Raw genomic sequence first — 24,539 nt, forward strand, 5'->3', positions numbered from 1 at the left:
CGCCGCTCACGCGGCACCCGTGGTGAGCAGGATCTTGCCGACGTGCCCGGACTCCTCCAGCAGCCGGTGGGCCTCGGCGACCTCCTCCAGTCCGAAGGTGCGGTCCACGACCGGACGCACGGCGCCGTCGGCCACCAGGGGCCAGACGTGGTCGCGCACGCTGTCGACGATCTCCGCCTTCTCCGCCGCGGGTCGCGACCGCAGGGCCGTGGCGGTGACGGAGGCGCACTTCGCCAGCAGCGCCGCCAGGTCGAGCTCGGCCCGGGCGCCCCCCTGCAGGCCCACGACGACGAGACGACCGTGCCGGGCGAGCACCTCCACGTTGCGGGACAGGTACTTCGCCCCGACGACGTCGAGCACCACGTCGGCCCCCCGCCCGTCGGTGGCGGCGGCGATCTCGGCGACGAAATCCTGCTCGCGGTAGTTCACGAGGATCTCGGCGCCGAACTCGGCGCACCGCTGCAACTTCCCGGCGCTGCCCGCGGTCACCGCGACCCGGGCGCCGATCGCGGTGGCCAGCTGGATCGCCATGGTCCCGATGCCGCTGCCGCCCCCGTGGACGAGCAGGAGGTCGCCGGGACGCAGCCCCGCGCCCAGGAACACGTTGCTCCACACCGTGCAGGTGACCTCGGGCAGGGCGGCCGCCTCGACCAGCCCGACCCCGGCGGGCACGGGCAGCACCTGCCCGACCGGGACGGCCACGCGCTCGGCGTACCCGCCCCCCGCCAGCAGCGCGCAGACCTCGGTCCCGACCGGCCAGTCCTCGACCCCGTCGCCCACGGCGGCGACGCGGCCGGACACCTCCAGCCCGAGGACCTCCGAGGCGCCCGGCGGGGGCGGGTAGTGGCCCTGCCGCTGCATGACGTCGGCCCGGTTCACCCCCGCCGCGACCACGTCCACGAGCACCTCGCCGGCGGCGGGGACGGGGTCCGGCACGTCGCGGACCAGCAGCGACCCGGGGTCACCGGGGGCTTCGACGAGGACGGCGCGCACCCTGCGGACCCTACGACCGCCCCGGACGCCCCGCACCGCCGGAGATCGCCCGGGACGCGCGGTCCAGGTCGTCGGGGGTGTCGACGTCGAGGCACTCCCGGTCGGTGAGGGCGACGTCCAGCAGCGGGGTGCCGAACGCGGCCCGCAGCGGGGCCCCCGGGACCGGGACCCCGAGGCGCGCGCGCCGGTGGGCCGACAGCAGCGGCTGGGGGTACCCGGACGGGTCGCGGCCGAGGACCCCGGCCGCGGTGGGGTCCTCGGACAGGGCCCCGAGCAGGCGTGGGACGGCGGAGGCGGCGAAGGGTTGGTCGGCGCCGAGGAGCACGAGGACGTCGACGTCGGGCCCGGCGGCACCGAGGGCCGCGGCCAGCGCCGCCGCCGGTCCACCCCCCGGCGGGTCCTCCCGGACCCGGCGCCGCCCCTCGCCGCGATCGGGTCCCACCAGCAGCAGGTCGTCGACGACACCCTCCTCGCGCAGTCGGTCGAGATCGGCCAGAAGCCGACCCAGCACCGTCGAGCGGCCCAGGGGCGCCGCGAGCTTGTCCTCACCCCCGCCCCCGGACCGGAACCGGCGACCCGCGCCGCCGGCCACGACCACCACGAGCGAGCGCATCGACCCTCCCTGACGTGACTCTTTGTAGCTACTATGCGACACGCGGTAACTCGCGGGACGGACGGGACGACGGTTCGATCACAACGTCCTGCTCGTCCTCAACCGTCCCACCCGTCCCACTCGTTCCCCCGTCCGGCTCGGATCGGCCGTTCGGTGGCCGATAGCCAGACGTCTGCTCCACCTCCGGCCCGGAAGGTCGTCATGCTGCGGAACCTCAGCATTCGCGCATCGCTGCTCGTCACCCTGGCGGTGCCCCTGCTCCTTCTGCTGCTCGCCGTCCTGGGTCTCGTGGCCGTCGCCGGATCGACCGGCGGGGCCCTGCAGCTCCCGCTGGCCCTGGGTGGTCTGGTGCTGCTGACGGTCGGCGCCGTGGTCTCGGTGGCCGCGGCCCGGCACGCCCTGGCCCGGCTCGACGACCTCGCCGCCACCACCGGTCGGCTGCGCGAGGAGCTGCCCGGTCTGCTCAGCGGCGACGGGGGCCTCAGCATCACGCGTCCCGACGAGGCCGGCGAGGCCGACGAGGTGGGCCGGCTGGAGACGGTGCTCGCCGACCTCGGGGGGACCACCGCGCAGATCGTCCAGGAGCAGGCCGCACTCCGGGTCGGCATCACCCAGACCATCGTCACCGTGGCCCGCCGCGACCAGACCCTCCTCTCGCGGCAGCTGACCCTGCTCGACTCCCTCGAACGCAGCGAGCAGGACCCCGACGACCTCGAGAAGCTGTTCGTCCTGGACCACCTGGCGACCCGGATGCGGCGCAACGCCGAATCCCTGCTCGTCCTGGCCGGGACGCCCTCGGGGCGTCAGCTACGCACCCCGCTCGCCCTCTCCGACGTCGTCCGGACCGCGGCGGGTGAGATCGAGGCCTACGCCCGGGTCGACCTGGCGCCCGGCACCGAACGTCGGGTCCACGGCTACCTCGCGCTGCCCGCGGCCCACCTCGTCGCCGAGCTGCTGGACAACGCCACCCGGTTCTCCGACCCGGACAAGCGCGTGCTGGTCCGCACCCAGGAGACCGACCGCGGGGTGGAGCTCAGCATCGCCGACGGCGGGCTCGGGATGAGCGAGGAGGACATCAGCACCGCCGGCTACCGCATCCTGGCCGGGGGAGCGGGCGGCGAGGAGTTCATCGGTTCGCCCTGCCTGGGGTTCTACGTGGTCGGGCGACTCGCCGCGCGGCTGGACGTCGAGATCGAGTTCGCCGCCGAACCCGGGGACGGGACGACGATCACCCTGGTCCTGCCGCCTACGCTGTTCGAACCCGCGATGTCCGACCCGGCGGTGACCGACGACCTCGCCGGCCTCGACGACCTGGACCCGTTCGGCGACCTCGTCGACCCCGCGACCACCCCGTCGCCCGATTCGACGGAACCGGCCGTCCCGACGGAACCGGTGGTCGCGGCGGTCGGAACCGACGCGGGGGCCGGCGCCGACACCATCGTCACCCCGGACCTGACCCGCTTCACCTGGGGCGAGAGCACGTCGGAGTTCGTGCCGGTCGCGGTCGCCGACGGCACGGACGCCGTCGAGATGCCCCAGCGCACCCCGCAGGTGATGCCCGCGACGCTCGGGGCGGCCGAGGACATCCTCCCCAAGGCCGGTCGGCACCGCGCGAGCCGTCGGCACCCGGCGCAGCGGCGCGGGGTGGCCGCGGCGTTCTGGTCCACGCGCAAGGGGGGCCGCTACTCGACGAGCACCCCGATCGTCCCGCCGCTCATCACGCCCGAGATCGCCCGCGAGATCGAGGACGAGATGAGCGTGCAGGCCCGCGCCGAGGCGGCGGCCCCCGCGCCGACCGAGGGGTTGCGGCCGGTCGACGCGTCGGGCTGGTTCGACCCGCCGCCCGCCGAGACCTCGGCCGCGCGGACGCGGCGCCGCACCCGGAACCGTCGGAAGTCCGACGCCGCGTCGCCCGTGGACGTCCCGACCACCACGCCGGGAACCCGTCCCGGGACCACGGATGCGGCACCGGAACCCGGCGGGACGTCCGTCGAGGCACCCGGGGCCGGACCGGCCCCGGTCGAACCGGTCGACCGTGAGGTCGCGGAGGTCGCGGAGGTCGCGGAGGTCGCGGAGGTCGCGGAGGTCGCGGCGGAAAAGGCCCCGGTCGAGTCCGAGGACCCCGGACGCTACGTCCCGCAGGTGGCGGCCGGCGGGGTTCCGCTGGTCCGACGTCCGGCGGCCCCCGTGGTGGAGACCCCCGCCCCGGAACCCCGTCCCACGCCGGAGTCCCGGCAGCGCCGCGCCCCCGCCGACGTGCGGTCGATGCTGTCCGGTTTCCAGGCCGGGGTGGACCGGGCCCGGGCCGGGGGCGGGGAACCGCCCGCGGCCGCACCGGAGCCGGCCCCCCCGACCGGGGCCGGTGACGAACCGACTCCGGAACCGACCCCGGCGACGGCCGGACGGATCGGGCTCAAGCCGACGCCGACCCGTCCGCGCAGCCCCCGCCCGGCCGGCGTCCCCGCCGACGCCGCCGACGAGAGCGCCGACGACCGCTGAACGACGACCGCCCCCGAACCCCCGATCCCGTCCCCCGCGAGAGGACCCCCACCGTGAGCCCCCTGAGTTCCGAGGCCGCCGACTTCAGCTGGTTGCTGGACACGTTCTCCCGCACCACCCCCGGGGTCCGGCACACCGTCGTCGTCTCCGCCGACGGCCTGCTGATGGCCATGTCCACCTCGGCCGCCGCGAGCGGTTCCACGGCCGGGGAGGCCGACCTCTCCCGCGAGGCCGGGGACCAGCTCGCCGCCATCGTCGCCGGGGTCGCGAGCCTCGCGCGGGGGGCCGCCCGTCAGCTCGAGGCCGGCGACGTGCGGCAGGCCATCATCGAGATGGACGACTCGTTCTTCTTCCTGGTCAACATCTCCGACGGTTCGGTCCTCGCCGTCTCCGCCGAGGCCGGGTGCGACGTCGGCCTCATCGGCTACGAGATGGCGATGCTCGTGCAGCGGTGCGAGGCGGTCCTGACCCCGCAGCTCGTCTCGGAGATGCGGGCCAAGCTGCCCGTGACCATGGCGGTGAGCCCATGACCGAGGTCCCGGAGACCCCGGCGGAGTTCGAGACCGGTGCCGTCGTGCGTCCCTACACGCTGACCGGTGGACGGACCCGTCCGGCCGTCGAGCTCGGGTACGAGACGCTCGTCGAGGCCCGCACCCCGCCCCGGGCCGGGATGCTGCCCGAACGACGCCTGATCCTGGCCCGCACCGCCCACGAATTCCTCTCGGTGGCCGAGCTCTCGGCCCACCTGGCCCTGCCCGTCGGGGTGGTCCGGGTCGTCGTCGGGGATCTCGTCGAGGGCGGTCAGGTCACCGTGCACACCGCCGCCCGTCCCACCGAGGCCACCGCCCAGCAGCTTCTGGAGAGTGTTCTGCATGGCATTTCCGCGCTCTGACGCCGCCACGGGCCGCGACCTGCGGGTCCAGCGCTCCACCCCGCCCGCCGCGACCGGGGCCCCACCCACGGTCGTGAAGATCGTCGTGGCCGGCGGGTTCGCGGTCGGCAAGACGACCTTCATCGGGTCGATCTCCGACATCGACCCGTTGCGCACCGAGGCCGCGATGACCGAGCACTCGGTCGGTGTCGACGACGCCGGACTCAACACCGCGCGCAAGACCGCGACCACGGTCGCCATGGACTTCGGCCGGATCGCCCTGCCCGGCAACCTCTGGCTGTACCTGTTCGGGACCCCGGGTCAGGACCGCTTCCTGTTCATGTGGGACGACCTGGTGCGCGGCGCGATCGGTGCGGTCGTCCTGGTGGACACCGATCGTCTCGACCAGTGCTTCGCGGCCGTGGACTACTTCGAGTCGCGGGGCATCCCCTTCGTCGTCGCGGTCAACTGCTTCGACGGCATCGCCCAGCACGAGCTCGACGCCGTGCGGGACGCCCTGGCCGTGGCGCCGCACGTGCCCGTCCTCTACACCGACGCCCGCAGCCGTTCCGCGACCAAGCACGCCCTGATCACGGTCGTCCAGACCGCGCTCCGCCGCCTGCAGAACCCCTGATCGCCCGCGGTTCAGACTCGGGGCCGTCCTGCCGATGAGGTCGGGGTAGAGCAGCGGCCCGCCAACGGGCCACGAGTGACCTGGGAGCGGCCGCGCATGGACGACATGGACGAGATCGTCCAAGAGTTCCTCGTCGAGAGCTACGAGAACCTGGACCAGCTGGACTCCGACCTGGTGGCCCTGGAGCAGCAGCCCGACTCGCGGGAACTGCTGTCGAGCATCTTCCGCACCATCCACACCATCAAGGGCACCAGCGGCTTCCTCGCCTTCTCGCGCCTGGAGTCGGTGACCCACGTCGGGGAGAACCTGCTGGCCCGGCTGCGGGACAAGCAGATGACGCTGGTCCCCTCGACCACCGACGTCCTGCTGCGCATGGTCGACACCGTCCGCGCCCTGCTCGCCAGCATCGAGGCGACCGGCTCCGAAGGGGCCGAGGTGAACGTCGACGACGTCGTCACCGCCATCCGCGCCGTCCTCGACGGCGAGGTGCCCGCGCCGGCCGCCGCGGCCCCGGCCACCCCCGTCGCCGAGGCTCCCGCCACCGAGGCTCCCGCCACCGAGGCTCCCGCCACCGAGGCCCCCGCCGCCGAGGCGTCCGCCGAGACCCCCGCGACCCCGGTCGTCGTGGCCCCCGCCGCCGAGGCGCCGGTCGAGACCCCCACCCCCGCTCCCGCCCCGGCCCCCGTCGCCGAGGTGGCTCCCGTCGTCCCCGCGACCCCGGCCCCCGCGACCCCGGCCCCCGCGGCTCCGGCCCCCGCCGCTCCGCCCGCCCCGGCGACCGAGGAGAAGGCCACCTCCAGCGCCGTCGCCGAGGCCTCCATCCGCGTCGACGTGGAGCTCCTGGAGTCCCTGGTCCGGCAGGCCGGCGAGCTGGTCCTGGCCCGCAACCAGATCCTGCAGCGGGCCGCCGCCCTGCGCGACGAGGAACTGACCCGCGCCTGCCACCGCCTGAACCTCGTCGCGAGCGAGATGCAGGAGGGCGTCATGCGGACCCGCATGCAGCCCATCGACCACCTCTGGTCCAAGCTGCCGCGCGTCGTGCGCGACCTCGGCAACCAGCTCGGCCGCAAGATCCGCCTGGAGATGGAGGGCGGCGACACCGAGCTCGACCGCACCCTGCTCGAGGCGGTCAAGGACCCGTTGACCCACATCGTCCGCAACGCCGTCGACCACGGCATCGAGCCGCCGGACGTGCGGGTCGCCGCGGGCAAGGACGAGACCGGGCGCCTGAAGCTGCGCGCCGCCCACGAGGGCGGTCAGGTCCTCGTCGAGGTCAGCGACGACGGCAAGGGCATCGACCCGGCGGTCATCGGCGCCAAGGCCGTCCAGAAGGGCCTGGTGTCCCAGGACCGGCTGGCGGCCATGTCGACCACCGAGATCCTGCAGTTCCTCTTCATGGCCGGTTTCTCGACCGCGGCCGTCGTCACCAACGTCTCCGGCCGTGGGGTCGGGATGGACGTCGTGCGCACCAACATCGAGCGCATCGGTGGTTCGGTGGACGTCGAGTCGGTGCCCGGCAAGGGCACCGTGTGGCGGCTGCGGATCCCGCTGACGCTGGCGATCGTCCCGGCCCTGACCGTCGAGTGCGCCGGGCAGCGCTTCGCGATGCCCCAGGTCAACCTGCTGGAACTGGTGAGCCTGGACGCCGAGCGGATGCCCAAGGCCATCGAGGACGTCGGGGGCGCGAAGGTCTACCGCCTGCGCGGCACCCTGCTCCCGCTGGTCCGCCTGGAGGACGCCCTGGAGCTGGTCCGTCCCGAGGACGAGCAGCTCGACAGCTTCGTCATCGCGGTCCTGGAGTGCGACGGGCGCCGGTTCGGCCTCATGGTCGACCGCGTCCTGGACACCGAGGAGATCGTCGTCAAGCCGCTGTCGGGGGCCCTGAAGGCCATCGGCAGCTACGCCGGGGCGACCATCCTCGGCGACGGCCGCGTCTCGCTCATCCTCGACGTGCAGTCCCTGGCCCGGCGCATCATGCGGGCCGACGGGGCCGAGGCCGCGTCGAGCACCCGCAGCGAGCACGTCGCCGCGGCGCAGGACGAGCAGCGCCTGCTGGTCGTCGCCATCGGCGAGCAGCGCCGGGTCGCGATCCCGCTCGACGTGGTCACGCGCCTGGAGGAGTTCCGGGTCGAGAACATCGAACGCGTGGGGCGCCGCGAGGTCGTCCGCTACCGCGGCGAGATCCTCCCGCTGGTCCGGCTCTCCGACCACCTCGGTGGGGCGTGGGGCGCCGGCGAGGGCGGCCCGCAGACCCTGCCCGGCGTCGTCTACTCCGCCCGCGGCCGCAGCGTCGCGATCGTCGTGGACGAGATCGTCGACATCGTCTCCGGCTACGGGATCCGCAGCGACATCGACGACGCGGGCCTGGTCGGTTCGGCCGTCATCCGCGACCGGGTCACCGAGCTCCTCGACGTCCGTTCGGCGATCCTCGCCGCGGACCCGAACTTCTTCTCCGAACGCGCCCAGGCGGACTTCGCCGAGGCCGGTCAGCGACTGGGGGTCTGAACATGTCCACGGCCATCGCGCCCGCCACGACGCAGCTGGCGACGTTCCACCTCGCCGGACACCTCTTCGGTGTCCCGGTGAGCCTGGTGCAGGAGGTGCTCACCGAGCAGCCCCGCACCCCCGCGCCGCTGGCCCCCGGGGCCGTCGCGGGTCTCATCAACCTCCGCGGTTCCGTCGTCACCGCCCTCGACCTGCGGCGCCGGCTCCGGCTGGCCGACCGCGGGCCGGACCAGGTCGCCATGAACGTCGTCGTGCGCAACGCCGACGAGGTCTGGTCGCTGCTGGTCGACTCCATCGGCGAGGTCGTCCAGGCCGCCGAGGGCACCTTCGAGCCGCCGCCGGACACGCTGCACGGGCCCCTGCGCGAGCTCATCAAGGGCGCCTACAAGCTGGACGGTGCGCTGCTGCTCGTGCTCGACGTGCACAAGGCCCTGGACCTCGACTCCGCGGTCTGAGACCCCACCGGCCCACCCTTCCGGACGCACGGTCCTGACCGAGCGTCCGGAGGGGGGAGCCGATGCACCCGAAATGGTGAAGTCGTCTGGCCTATCCCGGGACGGCGGTGCCAAGGTTCAGGGGTGCACTACTCCCTGGTGAGCTCCCCCGTCCTCGGCTTCGACCTGTGCCGGTTGCCGGCGGGATCGGCCGTGGCCGACGTCCTGCTGCGCGGGTTGGCCTGCACCGAGGGTGACCTCGCGATCCTCGCCGCCCACCACGACGCCGCGGGCCGGGCCCGGCGCTGGGACGCCGTCCGGGCGGCGGCCACCGCCCAGCCCGACGTCGCGCAGTCCCTGCGTCGCGTCGAGAGCGACCTGCTCGGCCGCGGCCGCTCCGACGGCAGCGAGCTCGACGCCGACGAGGGCCTCGTCCGGGTCCTGCGCTCGAGCCCCCTGGCCGACGCCGACGCGCTCGTCCGGCTCGTCCACGACGACGTCCTCGACTGGACCTGGTCCCCGGCCGTGACCGAGGGTGGTCCCCGTCTGCGCACCACCGAGGCCGCCCGCGCCGCCGACGTCCTCGCCGACGCGGCCGTCTCCGCCTACCTGGCCGACCACCTCGACGACGACCTGCGCCGCGCGCTCGCGGCCCCCTTCGTCGCCGCCCTGCGCGAGCTCCCCGAGGACTTCTTCGCCTCCAGCCCGCTGGACGGTCCGCTGGAGGGCATGACCTGCCTGCTCTCCACCCTGGGTGACCTGCGCGCCGACGTGCGGCACGTCCTCGACCAGCTGGCCCGGCTGCACGGCGCCGACCGCGCCGCGCTGCGCGCCGCCGCGGGCACCGACCGCCCCTGCGGCACCGAGTGGGCTTCCGCCGTGCACGAGGCGTCCTGGGCCGTGCACCTCACCGGCCGCACGCGGACCGCGGCCGCCGCGCAGCTGCTGGCCGTGCGCGCCTTCCGCGCGGGCGGTCTCGACGCGACCGACGGCGCCGACGGCCTGTGGAACATCGTCAGCGGCGTCGTGCACGCCGAGGTCGTCGTCGACGTCCTGTCCTACGACGCCCGCGCCATCCTCGTGCGCGTCTGGGACTCGGTCTTCGGCCGCGACTAGGGGGTACGCCCCCTCCGCGTGATGTCCGTCGATCGGAGCAGCGTCGCGCGTTCAGACCGGGCCCTCTCCGGCCGATGAGAACGGGGACGCCACGACGGCGTCTCGTTCGGCGGCACGAGAGTCGCCCGGAGAGGTCAGGTGCGGGGTGCCACGACGCGTTCGTGTCCTCGTCGTCGACGACTCGGCGGTGATCCGCAAGCTCATCACGACCGTCCTCTCGGCGGACGCCGACATCGAGGTGGTCGGCACGGCCAACGACGGTGCCCAGGGGTTGCAGCTCATCGAGGAGCTGAAGCCCGACGCGGTCACCCTCGACATCGAGATGCCCGTCCTCGACGGGTTGCAGACCATGCGGCAGATCCGCCAGCGGTGGCGGCGCCTGCCGGTCATCATGTTCTCCACCCTGACCGAGCGGGGTGCCTCGGCGACGCTGGAGGCCCTGCACGCGGGGGCCTCGGACTACGTCACCAAACCCAGCAACCACGGCTCGTTCGACGAGTCGATGCGCTCGGTGCGCGAGCAGCTCATCCCGCGGCTCAAGGCGCTCACCGCCTCGGCCCTGAACCCGCCCCCACCGCGCACCAGCCTGCCCGCCACGAGCACCCCGCTGCCCGTCGCCGCGGACGGGGCCCGACGCCCCGTGGCGACCGGTCGTCCGCGGGCCCTGGTCATCGGGTCCTCCACCGGTGGACCCGAGGCGCTGCTGACCGTGCTGCAGGGTCTGCCCGCGACCTTCCCGGTGCCCGTGCTGATCACCCAGCACATGCCCCCGGTGTTCACGAAGATGTACGCGCAACGCCTCGACGGCATGTGCGCGCTCAAGGTGGTCGAGGCCGGTGACGGGGAACCCGTCGTGGCCGGCTCGGTCTACGTGGCCCCCGGTGACTTCCACATGGAGGTCGTGCGCGGCGGCAACGGACCGCAGATCCGGTTGCAGCAGGGCCCGCCGGAGAACTTCTGCCGGCCCGCCGTCGACGTGATGATCCGCTCCGCCGTGCGGTTCTTCGGCGGCGACCTGCTCGCGGTGATCCTCACCGGCATGGGTTCCGACGGGCGCAACGGGTGCCGCGAGGTCTCCACCGCCGGCGGGCAGATCGTCGTGCAGGACGAGGCGACGTCGGTCGTCTGGGGGATGCCCGGTGCGGTCGCCCGCGACGGGACCGCCCAGGAGGTCCTGCCGCTGGACCGGATCGCCGAGGCCATCCGCCGACGCACCCCGGGGGCCGGCCCGGCTCGACCCGCGGCCCCGGCCGTCGCGGACCCCGCGCCGGGCGCCCCGCCCCCGCGCGCGACGCTCCCCGCCCGGCCGACCCCGCCGCGGACCCCGCTGCCGGCGCGGACCCCCGCGTCCCCGACGCCCGCGACCCCCGGTCGGCGCTTCGTGTTCCCGAACCGGGTCACCACGCCCCGACCCGCCGTCCCCCGTCCCACGCCGGACCCGTCCCGGTCCGCGCGTCCCGCCACGACCCAGTCGCCCCCCGGCTCCGGTCGACAAACCCCTGGAAGGTGGTGAGCAGTGGCCCTCTCGCCCAGTGCGTTCGAATGGGTCTGCGGCCTCGTCCGCCGGGAGAGCGCGATCGTGCTCGAACCCGGCAAGGAGTACCTCGTCGAGTCCCGGTTGGTCCCGCTGGCCCGGGCTGCCGGAGCCAGCGACGTCAGCGCCTACATCGACGGGGTCCGGGTCCGCGGTGACCGGCGCTCGCAGGCCGCGATCATCGAGGCGATGACGACGAACGAGACCTCGTTCTTCCGGGACCAGGCCCCGTTCACCGCCTTCACCTCCCACATCCTCCCGGCCGTGAAGCAGGCCCGGCGGACCACGCGCACCCTGCGCATCTGGTCGGCCGCCTGCTCGACGGGTCAGGAGGCCTACAGCCTCGCCATGCTGCTGTCGGACACGGTGGCCGAGGGGTGGCGGGTCCAGATCGTCGGGACCGACCTCTCCACCGAGTGCGTCGAGAAGGCCCGCTCCGGGAAATATTCGCAGTTGGAGGTCAACCGCGGGCTCCCGGCGCCGATGTTGGTGAAGAACTTCCGTCGCGCGGGTGCGCAGTGGGAGGTCAACGACAACCTCAAGAAGATGGCCACGTTCCAGACGATGAACCTGATGTCGCCCTACACCGCCCTCGGTCGGTTCGACATCGTGTTCCTGCGCAACGTGCTCATCTACTTCGACGTCGCCACCAAGCGCGACATCCTGCAGCGCGTCCGACGAGTCCTGGCGCCCGACGGGTTCGTCCTCCTGGGAGGTGCGGAGACCACGCTCGGCGTGGACGACGGCTGGGACCGGGAAATGATCGGAAGAGTTTCGGTGCATCGCCCCAAGAACGGAGGACTGAAATGAGAGCACTCGTCGTCGACGACTCCCGCGCGATGCGGAAGATCATCGCGGGGGCGTTGCGCAACCTGGGTTACGAGACGGTGGAGGCGGCGGACGGCCAGCAGGCGCTCGACGTCCTGGCCGAGGGGCCGCTGCCCGAACTCGCCACCGTCGACTGGAACATGCCGGTCATGGACGGGCTGACGTTCGTCACCCAGGTCCGGACCAACCGCGCCTACCGGTCGATGACCATGATGATGGTCACCACCGAGGCCGAGCACGGCCAGATCGTCCGCGCGCTCGCGGCCGGGGCCCACGAGTACCTCATCAAACCGTTCACCGTGGACGCCATGCAGGAGAAGCTCGGTCTCCTGGGGCTCCTCCCGGAGGTGGCCGGCGCATGAGCATCGATTCGCAGACCGACGTCCTGCTGGGGGACGAGGACCTCGCCCAGATCGTCGCCGCCACGTGGGAGTCCTACCTGGACCACGTCGACGGCCTGCTGCCCGCGTTCGACCCGCACCCCACCACCGGGCCGGAGTCGTTCGTGGAACTGCACGCCTCGGTCGTCATCGACGGTCCGACGCCCAGCCTGGTCTCCGTCCTCGTCGGCGACGCGGTGTCCGGCCTGCTGGCCGCCGCGATGCTGCACGAGGAGGGTGAACTCCCCGACGAGGACGTCGCCGACGCCCTCGGGGAGATCGCCAACGTCATCGGCGGGAACGTCAAGGCGATCCTGCCCGAGGTGTCCGCGCTGGGCCTGCCCCAGGTCCTGCGCGGCAAGATCCGCTTCGACAGCTCCGACTGCCTCGCGCGTCACGACGCGTTCTGGCTCGGGCACCCCGTCACGTTCGTCGTCACCGGCGGCCCCCGCCGCGTGGACGAGGACTCCGTGACGGACACTGACAACGACGACTTCTGGAAGGTGTGACGATGAAGGTCCTGGTGGTGGACGACAGCCGGGTGATGCGGCAGATCGTCATCCGCACCCTGCGGCAGGCCGGTTTCGACTGGTTCGACGTGGTGCAGGCCGAGGACGGGCGGATCGCCTTCGACCTCGTCCGTACCGAGGCTCCCGGTCTGATCCTGTCGGACTGGAACATGCCCAACATGGGTGGGCTGGAACTGCTGCAGACGCTGCGCGGCTCCGGCGACACCACGCCGTTCGGTTTCGTGACCTCGGAGGGGTCCGACGACATGCGGGAGACGGCGCTCGCCAACGGCGCCCTGTTCCTCATCCAGAAGCCGTTCACCGCCGAGGGGTTCACCGAGGCGCTCGACCCCGTCGTCGGCGCGCTCCGGTGAGCGCCGACACCGTCGTGGTGACCTCGCCGGTCCCCACCACCCACGCGGTCCGCGTCCTGCTGGAGGACCTCCTCGGCCGCGACGTGACCGTCGGCGACGGCGACCCCTGCACCGTCGGGGGCCGCCCGGGTTCGGCCGTCGCCCTCTACGTCGACGACCACCTGCGGTCGGCGGCCGTCGGGGTGTTCGACTTCACGCTGACCGCGCACATGGGTGCCGCGATCGGCCTGCTCCCCCCGGGGGCGGCCGAGGCGGCGATCGAGGACGGCGAGATGCCGGCCAACCTGATGGAGAACGCCGCCGAGGTGTTCAACATCATGGCCTCGCTGTTCAACCTGCCCGACGCCCCGCACCTCAAGCTCTACGCCTGCTACGCACCGGGTGAGGTGCTGCGCAACGACGTCGTCGAGGGCGCGACCCGCAACGGGCCGCGGCTGGACCTGAACGTCGAGGTCGCCCGCTACGGCAAGGGCCGCCTCAGCATCGTCTGCCTCTGAGGCACCCGGGCCCCGGCCCGACCAGTTCGACCCCTCGACCGGCGTCCGCGACTCAGCGGGCGCCGGTCGAGCCGTTCCGGCGCATCTTCAGCACCGAGGTCATCGCCTCGCCGATGATCGCCGAGGACATCTTCGAGGCCCCCCGGGTCCGTTCGGCGAACCGGATCGGCACCTCGGCCACCGTGGCCCCCCGTTCGAGGGCGGCCAGCGTCGTCTGGATCTGGAAGGCGTACCCGGTCGCGGTCAACCGGGACAGCGGCAGCGACGCCAGCAGCGGCACCGTCCACATCTTGAAGCCCCCGGTGAGGTCGGCCACGGGCGCGCGCAGCAGGGTCCGGGCGTAGACGTTCGCCCCCTTCGACAGCGCCTTGCGGTACCAGGGCCAGGCGTCGTCGAGGGCCCCGCCCGGCACGTACCGGGCCCCGAGCACGAGGTCGGCACCCCCCTGCACGGCCGCGAGCATGGCCGGCAGGGCCGAGATCGGGTGCGAACCGTCGGCGTCCATCTGGACCACCAGGTCGTACTGGTCGGCCCCGAACGGCGCGATCTCCAGGGCGCGGGCGAAACCCGCCCGGTAGGCGGCGCCCAGCCCCTCCTTGCCGGCCCGGGTCAGCAGCCGCACCCGACCCTCGTCGTAGCGCTCGGCGATCTCCAGGACGATCCCGCCCGTGCCGTCCGGGGAGGAGTCGTCCACGACGAGGACGTCGGGGGCGATCGGGGAGTTCAGCAGCGCCGGCAGCATCTCGGCGATGTTCTCCGCCTCCTCGTACGTCGGGACGACGACGACGGTGCGCAAGGCCTGGGTCACTGCTGCTCGTTTCGACGGATCTGCTGCGGACGGACGTCGGACGCTACCCGAGGACGGCGCGCGATGATTTCCTGACCTGAGACGGGTCTCAGTCGCGGACGGTCCGCGACCGGCGGCCCGAGGACCCGAACGAGAACCCGGAGACGGCCATGGCCCAGCTCAACCCGTACCTGCACCTCGACACGACGGCCCGCGAGGCCATGACGTTCTACCAGGGCGTCCTGGGCGGCGAGCTCTCCATCATGACGTTCGGCGACATGGGCGCCCCCGAGGGCGTCGATCCCGAGGGGGTCATGCACGCGCAGCTCGACGTGCCCGGCGGGATCACGCTGATGGCCTCCGACCTCCCCCCGGGGGCGGACCCCGTGCCCGTGCAGGGCATGACGGTGAGCATCAGCGGCGACGAGGTCGACACCCTCCGCGGCTGGTTCAGCGGGCTGTCCGAGGGCGGTCAGATCCAGATGCCCCTGGAGAAGCAGATGTGGGGCGACGAGATGGGCGCCTTCGTGGACCGTTTCGGGGTGCCGTGGCTGATCAACATCTCCCTGGGTGGCGCACCGGAGTGACCCCGACCGCCCCGGTCGAGGTCAGAGGCGCGGGCTGCGAAGGAGCAGTTCGACGGTGTCGACCGGGGCCAGCGGCACGTTCATCGCGAAGGAGGGGCGGCGCGGTCGGTCCTCGCGTCGCCAGGCCACCCGGGTCCGTCGTTCCCCGCTGCGCTGCACCGAGTACCGGACGTCCCGGATGGTCACCGTGGTTCGGTCGCCGGGGGCGCCCGCGCCGTCCTCGCCGTCCTCGCCGTCGGGGTCCAGGTCGATGCGCAGGTGCACGATCGACAGTTCGTCCGGGTTGGACAGGCAGACCTGTTCCGGGGCGACGTCGCGGGGGATCCAGTACACCTCGACCTGGTCCGGCTCGGCCGGCTCCGTGGCCCCGCCGACGGGCAGCGGACCCCCGGCCCGGGTGAAGCAGCGGCGGTCGTGACCGACGTCGTCCAGCGGGGCCAGCTGGGTGAGGGAGAAGTCCAGCCACTCCTCCACCTCCTCGTCCGGGCGCAGGACGAACGTCGAGAACAGGGGCTTCTCCTGGTGCCGCTGGTGGGCGCCGCCCACCGGGCGCATCCGGGTCGCGGACCGCAGCTGCTCCAGGACCGAACGCACCGGGGCGGCCAGCGGCAACGACACGACCGGTGCGGGGTGCGTCTCGACCCACTCCCGGGTGGCCCGCTCCCGGACGGGGGCGGCGGCCGGTCGGCCCGTCTCCCGGGCGCGGGTGGGGGGCTCCTCGGGCCACGCGACGACCGGTTCCCCGGGGGTCCGTCGCCCCGTGGACCGTTCGGAGTGCGCGCGCGTGGCCTCGCTGAACGCGGCCAGGACGAAGCGGGCGGTGTCCTGGTCGAGACCCTCCAGCCCGGCGCCGAGGTTGAACCCGGCCGGGGCCCGCCCGGCGAGGGCCGCCGCCAGCAGCAGCAGGAACGGGTCGCGCCCCGGGGTGCGGGCCTCGTGGTGCAGCGGGCCGTCCCAGTCGACGGCTTCGACCGCGCCACCCCACCGGATGACCGCGCGGGGCCGGGAGTCGGGGTCGTCCGGGTGCGGGGCGCCGACGGAGACGAACCCCGCCCGGTCCAGCTCGCTCAACCAGGTGCCGGTGCGGCGGAGGAGCTCGACGGCCGCCAACCGCCCGCCCCCCACCTCCTCGAAGGCGCGGACGAGGGCCTCGCCGAGCGCCTCGGCCCCGAGGCCGCTCGGACTGGCGAAGGTGTCTTGATCGGACCACACGAGTTCATGATGATCAGAGTCGCGGCCCGCTGTCACGGGTTTCGCGCCGAGCGACGCCCACCCGGCCGGTCATCACCGGTCGACGCGGCCGTGTCACAGACGAGGACTGCGGACCAGGAACTCCACGGTCTCCACGGGTGGCAGCGGGACCTCCATGGCGAACCTGGGGTCGCCCGGCAGGTCGTCCCGGCCCCAGGCGACCCGGGTGCGGCGGTCGGCGAAGCGCTGCACGGTGTACCGGACCCCGCGGACGGTGACCGACGTGTACCCGCCCGGGGCCGAGTCGAACCGGGTCGTGGGCCGGTCCTCCCGCGGGGAGGGGTACCGCTGGAAGCCGATCGAGAGCGGCAGCACCGACAGCTCGTCGGGGTCGGCGAGGTGCACGGCAGCCGGGTCCACGTCCCGGGGGATCCAGTACACCCGGATGGCCTCCGGGGGGTCGTCGATCTCCCCGGGCCGCGGGAGAAGCGGCCCGGGGTCACGGGTGAGGCAGTGGCGGGTGTGGCCCACGTCGCGCAGCGGAGCCGGCTCGGGCAGCGGGAAGCCCAGCCAGGCCTCGACCTCGGGCTCGTCGCGGTGGACGAGGGCGGCGAAGAGCGGTTCCCGGAGGTTCCGCGATCGGGCCAGGCCCGCCCCGCGCATGCCCGTGGCGTACCGCAGGCGTTCCAGCACCGAGCGGACCGGGACGGACAGCGGCACGCTCACCTCGGGGGCGGGGTTCGCCAGGGCCCAGTCCAGCGCGGCGTCCTCGGCGAGACGGGCCGGGAACAGCGGCAGCTCGTCCTGGGTGGACGGCTCCTGGTCCGGCGCGTCGGGCCACGGGACCAGGGTGCCTACGAACCGTTGGCCGCTGCGCCGGTCGTCGCGACCGTCCGGGAGACGACGGGGGACGGTCTCGACGTGGGACTGCGTGCTGAGGCTGATCGCCGCCAGGACGTAACGCGTCGTCTCGCGGTCGAGACAGCCGAGACCGCCGCCGAGGTCGAACCCGGGCGGGCACCGGCCGGCGAGCGCCGCGGCGAGCTGCAGGAGGAAGAGCCGGGGCCCCGTCCCCCATCCGTCGTCGTGCAGCGGCCCGCCCCACTCGGCCGCCTCGAGCGCCCCGCCCCACCGGATGATCGCCCGCGGCCGGGCGGCCGGGCGTCCGGGTCGTCGGGGTGCGGGGCGCCGACCGAGACGAACCCGGCCCGGTCCAGGTCGCTCAGCCAGGTCCCCGTGCGGCGCAGGAGTTCCACCGCGGCCTGCCGTCCGCCCCCGACCTCCTCGAACGCGAGCACGAGCGTGGTCCCCAACGCCTCGGGGTCGAGTCCGCTCGGGCTGGCGAAGGTGTCCTGGTCGGCCCACACGCCGCCATCATGATCGGCGGACCGCGGGCTGTCACCACCCCGCGGGGAACGATCAGACGTCGGCGGCGATGAACCCGATCAGCCGGGTCCAGCGACCGTGGGGAGCGCTGGGGACCTGACGGCGGTGCGGTCGGCGCGTGGTCGCCGGGGACGGCGACGCGGTCGGGTGCAGGGCCCGGGCCCGGCTGGCCCGCCACGCCCACCCGTCGTCGGGCATCAGGCAGCGGAAGCGGGTCTCGTAGGGGTGGCCCGTGCTGAGCGACTCCTCCAGGGCCGCCGCGACGCGCGGCTGGTCCGCGGGGTGGATTCGGGCCGGGGCCCTGGTGTCGAGCGGGCCCTGGCCGGCTCCGTCGGGCAGACCCATCAACCGGGCGGCCGCGTCGTCGAAGCTGAGCAGTCCGGTCACGGCGTCGTACTCCCAGGCCCCCGCCTCGGGGGCGGGGAGGGCGGCCAGCCCGACCGGGGCGGGGGTGCCGCCCACGGCGTCGACGAGGCGGCGTCGCAGACCCTCGGGCAGGTGGGCGAGGGCCCGGCCGTTGGGACCGGCCTGGACGAGGGCGGCGACGAGCTGCGCGTAGCCGAGCCCGTCCCCGCGGACCACGAGGCGCTCCTCCCGCCCGAGGTCGTCGTCGGCGGCGAGGGCGTCGATCATCGGTCGCAGGTCCGTGGTCGACCGGGAGGGTGGATCCCCCCAGAGGCCGACGACGAGGTCGGCGACCTCCGCGGTCCGTCTGCGGTACGCGTCCTCCGGGTGAGTCGGGTCGGCGGGTGCGTCCACCGTGTCCATCGATTCCCCTCCCCTGGAGAACGGGGCGACGACCCCGTGGTTCGTCCTCCAGCATTCCTGCGGATCGTGGCGGTGTCGACCGTGGGATGCTGGCGCGGCGGTGCCCCACCGAGGGCGACCGCAGCAGGAGGGCTGTCTGAGCGGCCGAAAGAGGCGGTCTTGAAGACCGCTGAGGTGCAGTGCGGCATTTCGGGGCCAGAAGCAGTTCACAGGGTCTGAGAAGCGCAAATTACGTGGGGTAGATCGGTCATCACCTGCCACCGTCTGCCGTTGGTCAGGAGAGAGAGTGGGGAGGGATGAGCGAGAACCCCTGACCATGATGGACAGGGGTTCTCGCGCGTCAATCCCAGACGACGAGGCTGACACCTGCGTTGCCCGAGTCGAGACCGGCGTCCAAAATCCGCATGACTGCGGTCCGGCCCTCGTCGGTCTTGACGCAGTAGATCTCCTCCTCACGAGGCGCCGCGATGTGGTCCGTCTGGCCAGTCGTCGATCGGCAGCGATCGCGCAGGTCGGGGCTGTTTAACTCGGCGCCCGCAGGGTCGATGATCAGAGCGCCTGCCGGGACAGTGAGACCGTTCGTGCAGCAGTCCGCGGTGAGGTCAAGGCCCTCCCCGTACTGATCGTCTGCGTAGCGCCAGTCAGGCTGCAGAGTGTCCAGGTCCACGGAGTACCCACTGAAGAAGTCGTGGGGAAGCACGACATCGCCAGCCCGCCGGGGCGCGTCGGCGGCGGGCACAGAGGTGACCGTCACCGTGGTCGGTGGTTTGGTCACCGTAGCGGTGACCACAGGACCCTCCACCTCGGTCGTGACGGTGCTGGTGGGGACGTTGCCCTCCGACCCGAAGATCACGCCGCCACTGTTTGACAGCAGCGTCGAGTTGGTGATGAGCGCGGCCACGATGCCGACCAGGGCTGTGACGAGTGCACTGGCCGCGGCGGTGATGATGCCGTCGCGCAGCTTGTGACTCTCTGCGGGCGCCGCCCCGGCGCCTGGGCCAGGGTTGGACGGTGACGGGTTCGGCGGCGTGCCTCCACCCGAGGGAGCGCTGCTTGTCACGGCGTACCTCGCGTCATCGCTCGTTCGGCCCTCTGGACTCGCTGACCGTAATCGAGGGTGACCCGCTGCGTCAGGAGAACGAAGCAAGACGACAGACCCGGCAGCTGCCGGGGCCTGTCGTGCGTGGGGAGCGTCAGACGGCGCCCGCGCAGATCAGCAACTCCTCTCAGGTGAGTACCCAGCCGTCGCGGGCCAGAACCAGCGCGGTCTCCCGTGCGGTCTTCGGGAGAGCCGCCCAGTCCCGCTTACGGCGTTGGGCGAACTTGTCGATCTCCTTCTGCGTCACAGCCCCGAGGGTCTGCCCCCGGTCTCGTTGACTCTCGTCGGTAGGGGCGTTCAGGCCGCGCGAGCGGTCTAAAGCTGTGTCTCAAACTCGATGGGAGTCAGTCGACCAAGAGCCTGCTGACGGCGGCGACGGTGGTGGGTCCGCTCGATCCAGCTCACGATCGCCAGCCGGAGCTCCTCTCGGCTCGACCAGCGCCGGCGGTTCAGCACGTTCTTCTGCAGCAGGCTGAAGAAGGACTCCATCGCGGCGTTGTCCGCGCAGGTCCCGACGCGGCCCATCGATCTTCGTACCCGCGCTGCCGACAAGGCGCGAACGTACGCGTGAGAATGGAATTGACCGCCCCGATCGGAATGTCCGATCACCTCCGGAGCCTCGGTGCCGCCACGCACCGTCAATGCGTTCTGCAGGGCTTTGACCGCCAGAGCGGCAGTCATCCGCGCGTCGTTGGAGTACCCGACGATGCGGTTGGAGCAGGCGTCTTTCGCCGCGCACAGGTACAGCTTGCCTTCGGCAGTGGGGTGCTCGGAGATGTCGGTCAGCCACGGCTGGTTCGGCTTCTTGGCGGTGAACTTGCGCTGGACGAGGTCGTCGTGCGCTGGGGGACCAGGACGGCAGCCGGTGCCACGCCTGCGGGAGTGGACCGAACAAAGCTTCCGCAGGCTGCACAGGCGGTTGATGCGGTTGCGACCTGCGGTGAGACCCTTGTCTGCGAGTTCGTAGGCGATGAAGCGGTAGCCGAACTCGGGGTCGTCGTGGTGGATCGTGATGGCGGCGTTGATGAGGTGCGCGTCGTCCCAGTCGCAGTCGGTGACGGGGTTGGCGCGCCACCTGTAGTGGGCCTGCCTGGAGAAGCCCAGCACCCGGCAGGTCACCGCGACGGGGACCGGGAAGGTCGTGTCGTCGGCAAGGTCACGAACCAGCGGGTAGATCATTTTGGGAGGACGTCGCGGGCGAAGTAGGCCGTCGCTCGGCGCAGGAACTCGTTTTCTTGCTCCAGTTGCTTGGCCCGCTTGCGCAGCTCCCGGTTCTCCACTTCCAGGTCTGAACCCGCTTCCGAGGCGTCGGTGCCCTGCGAGATGGTCTTGCTGTCGTCGCGGTCGGCGATCTTCAGCCAGCGACCCAGGCAGGACTCGGAGATGCCGAAGCTGCGGGCGATGTCTGCGCGGGAACGGCCGCCTTGGCGGGCGACGGCGATCACGTCGCGGCGGAACTCCTCGGGGAACGGCGTTGGCACGGTGCTCATCCTTCAAGTGAGGACCATGATCCTCACAGGTCAGGAGTCAACCGAACCGGGGGCAGACCCGCCAGGACACGATGACGCCTAAGATGACGACGATGAACTCTAGAACCTCCAACGACTGATCTTGGCATGCTTCGGTCGCTCAGCGTGGCCGTTCGCGGCACCCGGTGACGGAAGGGGCAGTCCTCGATGCGCGCTGTTACGGGATCTCGTCACGCAGTGGCAGACTCGGCCATGTGAGTGATCAGCAGCCGTCCGGCGATCAGGTCGCCGAGGAGCAGCTCGACGTCGACGAGACCGAGAACGCCGGCGTGCTCGACCTGGCCGGCGCCGTGCGCCCTGTCGGCACCGAAGGCTGGCCGGAGGGGTACATCTACGGCGCTACGCGGTACGCCGATGTGATCTTGAAGCAGTCGTTCCCCGACCGCTTCGAGGATCTGATCAAGGCACTCACTGACTTCACCCCCACTCTCGACGAGCTGCGCGCTGGGGGCGGTGGTCGCACTGTCTTCGTCAAACGCTTCGACGACTCCCTGGCCGACATGAAGAGCCCCGACGGCGAGAAGGTCTGGGGCAAGCAGAACGTGACCATCGACAAGGTGGTCAGCCTCGACGGCACCGAGATGGTGCGTGCCCGGACCCGAGGCCACGAGATCGACATGTTCGGCAAGGGCACCCTGGAGGAGCCCATCCCCGGCATCGCCGTCGAGATGGAGTGGAACAACAAGGACCCGTTCTACGACCGCGACCTGATCAACTTCCAGGCGCTCCACCACGAGGGCGCCATCGCTATCGGCGTGATCGTGACGCGCGGGCCGAAGCTGCAGGAGCTGATCGGGTCGACGATCCGCAGCAAAGACGGCGGCTACAAGTACGGGCAGAGCACCACGCACTGGTCCAAGCTGATCCCCAAGGTCAACCTCGGAGGCGGGGGTGAGTGCCCCCTGCTCCTGGTGGGGATCGAGCCGGAGCGCATCGAAGGCGTCGATCTGGCGTGGCAGGTCTTCGCTAAGCTCGAGGGAGCCAAGACCTTCAGAGAGAACTGGCGCGACGAGTACACGGCCTGGAGGGGCGACGCCGAGGTCGTCTACAAGGTCATGATCGCGGAAGCCGAGGACCTGATGCCGCCCGTCAAGGAAGCGAAGGTCACCGACTGATCGGGTGCGCGCCTACTTGGTCCCGTCGTACGTCTGTGCGAGAGTTCGGGGCACCGTACGACCCCCGGAGGACCCGCTGTGACGCTCCAGGCTGAGCCTGACGTGATCGACCTGACTGCGACCGTCAAGACCCGCAAGAGGCGCGCTGAGCCGCTCCGTGCGGACGTCAATCAGTGGGAGGGGCTGCCGCTCACCAGCGTCGGCACCGGGTTCCAGACCATTCTGGCGGACCCGCCGTGGCGCTTCTCGAACCGCACCGGCAAGGTCGCACCGGAGCACCGCCGTCTGGACCGCTACGACACCATGACGCTTGATGACATCTGCAACCTGCCGGTAGCGGATGTCGCGGCGGACAACGCGCACCTGTACCTGTGGTGCCCGTCGAGCCTCCTGCCCGACGGGCTGCGCGTCATGGAGTCCTGGGGCTTCCGCTATGTCACGCAGCTCGTCTGGGCGAAGCGCCGCAAGGACGGCGGGCCTGACGGGAGGGGCGTGGGGTTCTACTTCCGCAACGTCTTCGAGCCCATCCTCTTCGGGGTGCGCGGCTCGATGCGGACGCTGGCACCGGGTCGCAGTCAGGTCAACATGATCGAGACGCAGAAGCGTGAGCACTCGCGGAAGCCTGACGAGCAGTACGAGCTCATTGAGAGCTGCTCGCCCGGTCCGCGCCTCGAGCTCTTCGCGCGCTACCCGCAGCCGGGTTGGACCACCTGGGGTGCAGAGTCGGCGGAAGACGTCGTCCCGCGGGGACGTGTCCACAAGGGGTACGCAGGGGCTGCTCCGGTGCAGGCCTGAGCTGGCGATCACTCGGCGTCACGGGCAAGATCCACCCATGCCCGAGACGTCGATGCCGCAAGCTCCTCCACGGCGGCGCATGGACCCGGTCGACAAGGAGGTCGCTGGGGCAGCGCTACTCGCCGACTACCAGGCAGGGGCGAGCATCCGTGAGCTCGCGACCCGCTACAGCTTCAGCATCGGCCGGACGCGCCGGCTGCTGGTGGACGCTGGCGTCGAGTTCCGTCCCCGCGGTGGAGGCCCCCGCACCCAACGGTCCGGTTCTACGAGCGCTCGACCGTAGCCTCCGGCGGGTAGCCCCACGTCGTGAAGCCTTGACCAGTCGTGACGCGCTAAGACCTCGTCGAGCTCGTCCAGCGACCAGAGGAGGCGCACCGGCTCGCTGCCTTCGACAGCCGGTCCATGCCCTCCACGTACTCCAGGGCCTCGTCGACGTTGACGCGCGAGTTGTCGGCGCCGTCGGCCATCGTGAGCACAAGCTGGTCACCTTTGAGGCGCGCAGTGCATTGAGCGATCAAGGCCACGACCCCATGATCTTTTAGGGCTGCGCCTGGCGCGCCGATGATGGAGGTGAACTGCACCCACCGCCGAGCTCTCGGAGGATCCCATGGAAGACGACGACCTGAACGCCTAAGTCCGAGACTTTTGGCCACGCGCTGAAGCTGCACCTCGAGCTCGACTCCCAGCGCCCTGCCGCCTACGCGCTCTCGGTGATGGCCAGCACGCCCGACGACCTGGCTGCCGAGTGGGCCAGTCACACCCCGGTGCGGAGTGGGACCACGAGCCCACCGACGAGGAGCTACGCCTGGCCTTGGTGGCCTAAGCGTCCCGCGCGGTCTTCGTGACCTGGCGCCCGGTTGACGGCGTGCGCTTCGGCGTCGCGGCCGCCAGCACGGCTTACTGCCTCCACTTCAGACACGAGGCGCAGCCCACCTGCGGTGATGTACTCGACCACGAGACCCCGTTCATGGACCGCCTCACCGAGACACTCTGCACCGCCCTGGCGGCCTGATCCACCACGCACGACCCTCTTCAGCAGGAGGGGCCGTCGTCACGACACGGGTCCGCGCAGCCAGATCCCGAGGTACAGCAGGGCGAAGATGGCCAAGGCGATGACGACGGCGAACAGGTAACGCATGGCTCCGCGGGGCTCGTGCGGCTGCCCAGGCCACGGTTTCTGGGATTGAGCACAACTGGCGAAACAGATCCTGGGGCGCGACAGCCGCAGCCGGGAAGGGGACCCGTAACATGGCGGTGTTCGCGCAACTGTCGTGCAATAAGCAGTGGCACGGACGGGTCCGTAGCGGTCTGCATAGGTCAACACGGGCAGCAGGACAAAGGACATCAGTGCAGGTCAGACCGGCATTGGTGCATCTGGAGGGCTGGCCGAGTGGTTGAAGGCGGCGGTCTTGAAAACCGCTAGGGAGGTAACCACCCCTTCCTCATGGGTTCGAATCCCATGCCCTCCGCCCCCGAACCGTTCCAGCACCGTCCC

Annotated in this window: 26 protein-coding genes and 1 tRNA gene; 18 read left to right on the forward strand and 9 right to left on the reverse strand. The window is 72.0% G+C overall.

The window, feature by feature from the left end; translation table 11 throughout:
* Positions 1-6 precede the first annotated feature (6 nt).
* The gene (locus ACFFKU_RS02800) at positions 7-993 is read right to left on the reverse strand and encodes an NAD(P)H-quinone oxidoreductase (protein ID WP_380135398.1); all 987 of its coding nucleotides are present in this window, start codon (positions 991-993) and stop codon (positions 7-9) included.
* A gap of 10 nt (positions 994-1,003) precedes the next feature.
* Complete coding sequence (locus ACFFKU_RS02805) at positions 1,004-1,606, reverse strand: NTP transferase domain-containing protein (protein WP_380135401.1); 603 nt, start codon at positions 1,604-1,606, stop codon at positions 1,004-1,006.
* Between the two features lie 201 nt (positions 1,607-1,807).
* Here ACFFKU_RS02805 and ACFFKU_RS02810 point away from each other — a divergent pair, with 201 nt between their 5' ends.
* The 13 genes from ACFFKU_RS02810 (at position 1,808) to ACFFKU_RS02870 (ending at position 13,787) form a co-directional block, all read left to right on the forward strand.
* Positions 1,808-4,105 carry a sensor histidine kinase gene (locus tag ACFFKU_RS02810; protein ID WP_380135403.1) on the forward strand — a complete coding sequence of 766 codons (2,298 nt, stop codon included), beginning with the start codon at positions 1,808-1,810 and terminating at the stop codon, positions 4,103-4,105.
* 53 nt (positions 4,106-4,158) lie between these two features.
* Positions 4,159-4,635, forward strand: a complete 477-nt coding sequence (locus tag ACFFKU_RS02815) for a roadblock/LC7 domain-containing protein (RefSeq protein ID WP_380135406.1) — start codon at positions 4,159-4,161, stop codon at positions 4,633-4,635.
* Positions 4,632-4,997: a DUF742 domain-containing protein gene (locus ACFFKU_RS02820; protein WP_380135409.1), complete on the forward strand. Its 366-nt coding sequence runs from the start codon at positions 4,632-4,634 to the stop codon at positions 4,995-4,997. The genes ACFFKU_RS02815 and ACFFKU_RS02820 overlap by 4 nt, the downstream gene beginning before the upstream one ends.
* Positions 4,978-5,610, forward strand: a complete 633-nt coding sequence (locus ACFFKU_RS02825) for a GTP-binding protein (protein WP_380135411.1) — start codon at positions 4,978-4,980, stop codon at positions 5,608-5,610. The genes ACFFKU_RS02820 and ACFFKU_RS02825 overlap by 20 nt, the downstream gene beginning before the upstream one ends.
* 96 nt (positions 5,611-5,706) lie before the next feature.
* Entirely contained in the window at positions 5,707-8,115 is a 2,409-nt protein-coding gene (locus tag ACFFKU_RS02830) for a chemotaxis protein CheA (protein WP_380135413.1), read from the forward strand.
* Between the two features lie 2 nt (positions 8,116-8,117).
* Positions 8,118-8,570 (forward strand): chemotaxis protein CheW, encoded by a 453-nt coding sequence (locus tag ACFFKU_RS02835; protein WP_380135416.1) that lies wholly within the window; start codon positions 8,118-8,120, stop codon positions 8,568-8,570.
* A gap of 123 nt (positions 8,571-8,693) precedes the next feature.
* On the forward strand, positions 8,694-9,665 hold the full coding sequence (locus ACFFKU_RS02840; RefSeq protein WP_380135418.1) for a hypothetical protein: 972 nt from the start codon (positions 8,694-8,696) through the stop codon (positions 9,663-9,665).
* Between the two features lie 145 nt (positions 9,666-9,810).
* Entirely contained in the window at positions 9,811-11,178 is a 1,368-nt protein-coding gene (locus tag ACFFKU_RS02845) for a protein-glutamate methylesterase/protein-glutamine glutaminase (protein WP_380135421.1), read from the forward strand.
* 3 nt (positions 11,179-11,181) lie between these two features.
* Positions 11,182-12,009 carry a CheR family methyltransferase gene (locus ACFFKU_RS02850; protein ID WP_380135422.1) on the forward strand — a complete coding sequence of 276 codons (828 nt, stop codon included), beginning with the start codon at positions 11,182-11,184 and terminating at the stop codon, positions 12,007-12,009.
* Positions 12,006-12,389 (forward strand): response regulator, encoded by a 384-nt coding sequence (locus ACFFKU_RS02855; protein WP_380135424.1) that lies wholly within the window; start codon positions 12,006-12,008, stop codon positions 12,387-12,389. The genes ACFFKU_RS02850 and ACFFKU_RS02855 overlap by 4 nt, the downstream gene beginning before the upstream one ends.
* Positions 12,386-12,916, forward strand: coding sequence for a chemotaxis protein CheX (locus tag ACFFKU_RS02860; RefSeq protein ID WP_380135426.1), 531 nt, complete (start codon positions 12,386-12,388; stop codon positions 12,914-12,916). Before ACFFKU_RS02855 ends, ACFFKU_RS02860 begins: the two co-directional genes overlap by 4 nt.
* 2 nt (positions 12,917-12,918) lie before the next feature.
* A complete protein-coding gene (locus ACFFKU_RS02865; protein WP_380135429.1) occupies positions 12,919-13,290 on the forward strand; it encodes a response regulator in 372 nt (123 codons plus the stop codon).
* On the forward strand, positions 13,287-13,787 hold the full coding sequence (locus ACFFKU_RS02870; RefSeq protein WP_380135432.1) for a hypothetical protein: 501 nt from the start codon (positions 13,287-13,289) through the stop codon (positions 13,785-13,787). The genes ACFFKU_RS02865 and ACFFKU_RS02870 overlap by 4 nt, the downstream gene beginning before the upstream one ends.
* 52 nt (positions 13,788-13,839) lie before the next feature.
* Here ACFFKU_RS02870 and ACFFKU_RS02875 read toward each other — a convergent pair whose 3' ends face one another.
* Positions 13,840-14,595 (reverse strand): polyprenol monophosphomannose synthase, encoded by a 756-nt coding sequence (locus ACFFKU_RS02875; RefSeq protein ID WP_380135434.1) that lies wholly within the window; start codon positions 14,593-14,595, stop codon positions 13,840-13,842.
* Positions 14,596-14,744: 149 nt separating this feature from the next.
* On the opposite strand from ACFFKU_RS02875, the gene ACFFKU_RS02880 reads away from it, so the two are divergent.
* A complete protein-coding gene (locus tag ACFFKU_RS02880) occupies positions 14,745-15,161 on the forward strand; it encodes a VOC family protein (RefSeq protein ID WP_380135436.1) in 417 nt (138 codons plus the stop codon).
* Between the two features lie 21 nt (positions 15,162-15,182).
* Here ACFFKU_RS02880 and ACFFKU_RS02885 read toward each other — a convergent pair whose 3' ends face one another.
* The 5 genes from ACFFKU_RS02885 to ACFFKU_RS02905 all read right to left on the reverse strand — a co-directional run bounded on the left by ACFFKU_RS02885 (position 15,183) and on the right by ACFFKU_RS02905 (position 21,086).
* A complete protein-coding gene (locus ACFFKU_RS02885; RefSeq protein WP_380135439.1) occupies positions 15,183-16,373 on the reverse strand; it encodes a serine/threonine-protein kinase in 1,191 nt (396 codons plus the stop codon).
* A 93-nt stretch (positions 16,374-16,466) separates the two neighbouring features.
* Positions 16,467-17,072, reverse strand: coding sequence for a hypothetical protein (locus ACFFKU_RS02890; RefSeq protein WP_380135442.1), 606 nt, complete (start codon positions 17,070-17,072; stop codon positions 16,467-16,469).
* A 699-nt stretch (positions 17,073-17,771) separates the two neighbouring features.
* Positions 17,772-18,371: a PAS domain-containing protein gene (locus ACFFKU_RS02895; protein WP_380135444.1), complete on the reverse strand. Its 600-nt coding sequence runs from the start codon at positions 18,369-18,371 to the stop codon at positions 17,772-17,774.
* Between the two features lie 475 nt (positions 18,372-18,846).
* Positions 18,847-19,407: a hypothetical protein gene (locus ACFFKU_RS02900; protein ID WP_380135447.1), complete on the reverse strand. Its 561-nt coding sequence runs from the start codon at positions 19,405-19,407 to the stop codon at positions 18,847-18,849.
* A gap of 513 nt (positions 19,408-19,920) precedes the next feature.
* Positions 19,921-21,086 (reverse strand): IS3 family transposase gene (locus ACFFKU_RS02905; RefSeq protein WP_380135449.1). Its coding sequence is split into 2 segments (ribosomal slippage): positions 19,921-20,792 and positions 20,792-21,086, totalling 1,167 coding nucleotides; the frame shifts between segments, so codons are not numbered across the junction.
* Between the two features lie 242 nt (positions 21,087-21,328).
* Here ACFFKU_RS02905 and ACFFKU_RS02910 point away from each other — a divergent pair.
* The 3 genes from ACFFKU_RS02910 to ACFFKU_RS02920 all read left to right on the forward strand — a co-directional run bounded on the left by ACFFKU_RS02910 (position 21,329) and on the right by ACFFKU_RS02920 (position 23,327).
* On the forward strand, positions 21,329-22,249 hold the full coding sequence (locus ACFFKU_RS02910) for a BglII/BstYI family type II restriction endonuclease (protein ID WP_380135452.1): 921 nt from the start codon (positions 21,329-21,331) through the stop codon (positions 22,247-22,249).
* Between the two features lie 78 nt (positions 22,250-22,327).
* Positions 22,328-23,044 (forward strand): MT-A70 family methyltransferase, encoded by a 717-nt coding sequence (locus tag ACFFKU_RS02915; protein ID WP_380135453.1) that lies wholly within the window; start codon positions 22,328-22,330, stop codon positions 23,042-23,044.
* Between the two features lie 79 nt (positions 23,045-23,123).
* Complete coding sequence (locus tag ACFFKU_RS02920) at positions 23,124-23,327, forward strand: helix-turn-helix domain-containing protein (protein ID WP_380136100.1); 204 nt, start codon at positions 23,124-23,126, stop codon at positions 23,325-23,327.
* 49 nt (positions 23,328-23,376) lie between these two features.
* Here the strand turns inward: ACFFKU_RS02920 and ACFFKU_RS02925 are convergent, their stop codons facing one another.
* The gene (locus tag ACFFKU_RS02925; RefSeq protein ID WP_380135456.1) at positions 23,377-23,625 is read right to left on the reverse strand and encodes a hypothetical protein; all 249 of its coding nucleotides are present in this window, start codon (positions 23,623-23,625) and stop codon (positions 23,377-23,379) included.
* Positions 23,626-24,420: 795 nt separating this feature from the next.
* Here ACFFKU_RS02925 and ACFFKU_RS02930 point away from each other — a divergent pair.
* Positions 24,421-24,513 (forward strand) — tRNA-Ser (locus ACFFKU_RS02930).
* Positions 24,514-24,539 lie beyond the last annotated feature (26 nt).

The sequence above is a fragment of the Kineococcus gynurae genome (assembly GCF_042433995.1).
Classification (GTDB): domain Bacteria; phylum Actinomycetota; class Actinomycetes; order Actinomycetales; family Kineococcaceae; genus Kineococcus; species Kineococcus gynurae.

What these genes read in the sequence shown, in the direction of transcription:
- ACFFKU_RS02805 (WP_380135401.1), bottom strand. Translation starts at nt 1,606, where the DNA reads ATGCGCTCGCTCGTGGTGGTCGTGGCCGGCGGCGCGGGTCGCCGGTTC.
- ACFFKU_RS02810 (WP_380135403.1), top strand. Translation starts at nt 1,808, where the DNA reads ATGCTGCGGAACCTCAGCATTCGCGCATCGCTGCTCGTCACCCTGGCG.
- ACFFKU_RS02820 (WP_380135409.1), top strand. Translation starts at nt 4,632, where the DNA reads ATGACCGAGGTCCCGGAGACCCCGGCGGAGTTCGAGACCGGTGCCGTC.
- ACFFKU_RS02825 (WP_380135411.1), top strand. Translation starts at nt 4,978, where the DNA reads ATGGCATTTCCGCGCTCTGACGCCGCCACGGGCCGCGACCTGCGGGTC.
- ACFFKU_RS02830 (WP_380135413.1), top strand. Translation starts at nt 5,707, where the DNA reads ATGGACGACATGGACGAGATCGTCCAAGAGTTCCTCGTCGAGAGCTAC.
- ACFFKU_RS02835 (WP_380135416.1), top strand. Translation starts at nt 8,118, where the DNA reads ATGTCCACGGCCATCGCGCCCGCCACGACGCAGCTGGCGACGTTCCAC.
- ACFFKU_RS02855 (WP_380135424.1), top strand. Translation starts at nt 12,006, where the DNA reads ATGAGAGCACTCGTCGTCGACGACTCCCGCGCGATGCGGAAGATCATC.
- ACFFKU_RS02860 (WP_380135426.1), top strand. Translation starts at nt 12,386, where the DNA reads ATGAGCATCGATTCGCAGACCGACGTCCTGCTGGGGGACGAGGACCTC.
- ACFFKU_RS02865 (WP_380135429.1), top strand. Translation starts at nt 12,919, where the DNA reads ATGAAGGTCCTGGTGGTGGACGACAGCCGGGTGATGCGGCAGATCGTC.
- ACFFKU_RS02880 (WP_380135436.1), top strand. Translation starts at nt 14,745, where the DNA reads ATGGCCCAGCTCAACCCGTACCTGCACCTCGACACGACGGCCCGCGAG.
- ACFFKU_RS02895 (WP_380135444.1), bottom strand. Translation starts at nt 18,371, where the DNA reads ATGATCGACGCCCTCGCCGCCGACGACGACCTCGGGCGGGAGGAGCGC.
- ACFFKU_RS02920 (WP_380136100.1), top strand. Translation starts at nt 23,124, where the DNA reads ATGGACCCGGTCGACAAGGAGGTCGCTGGGGCAGCGCTACTCGCCGAC.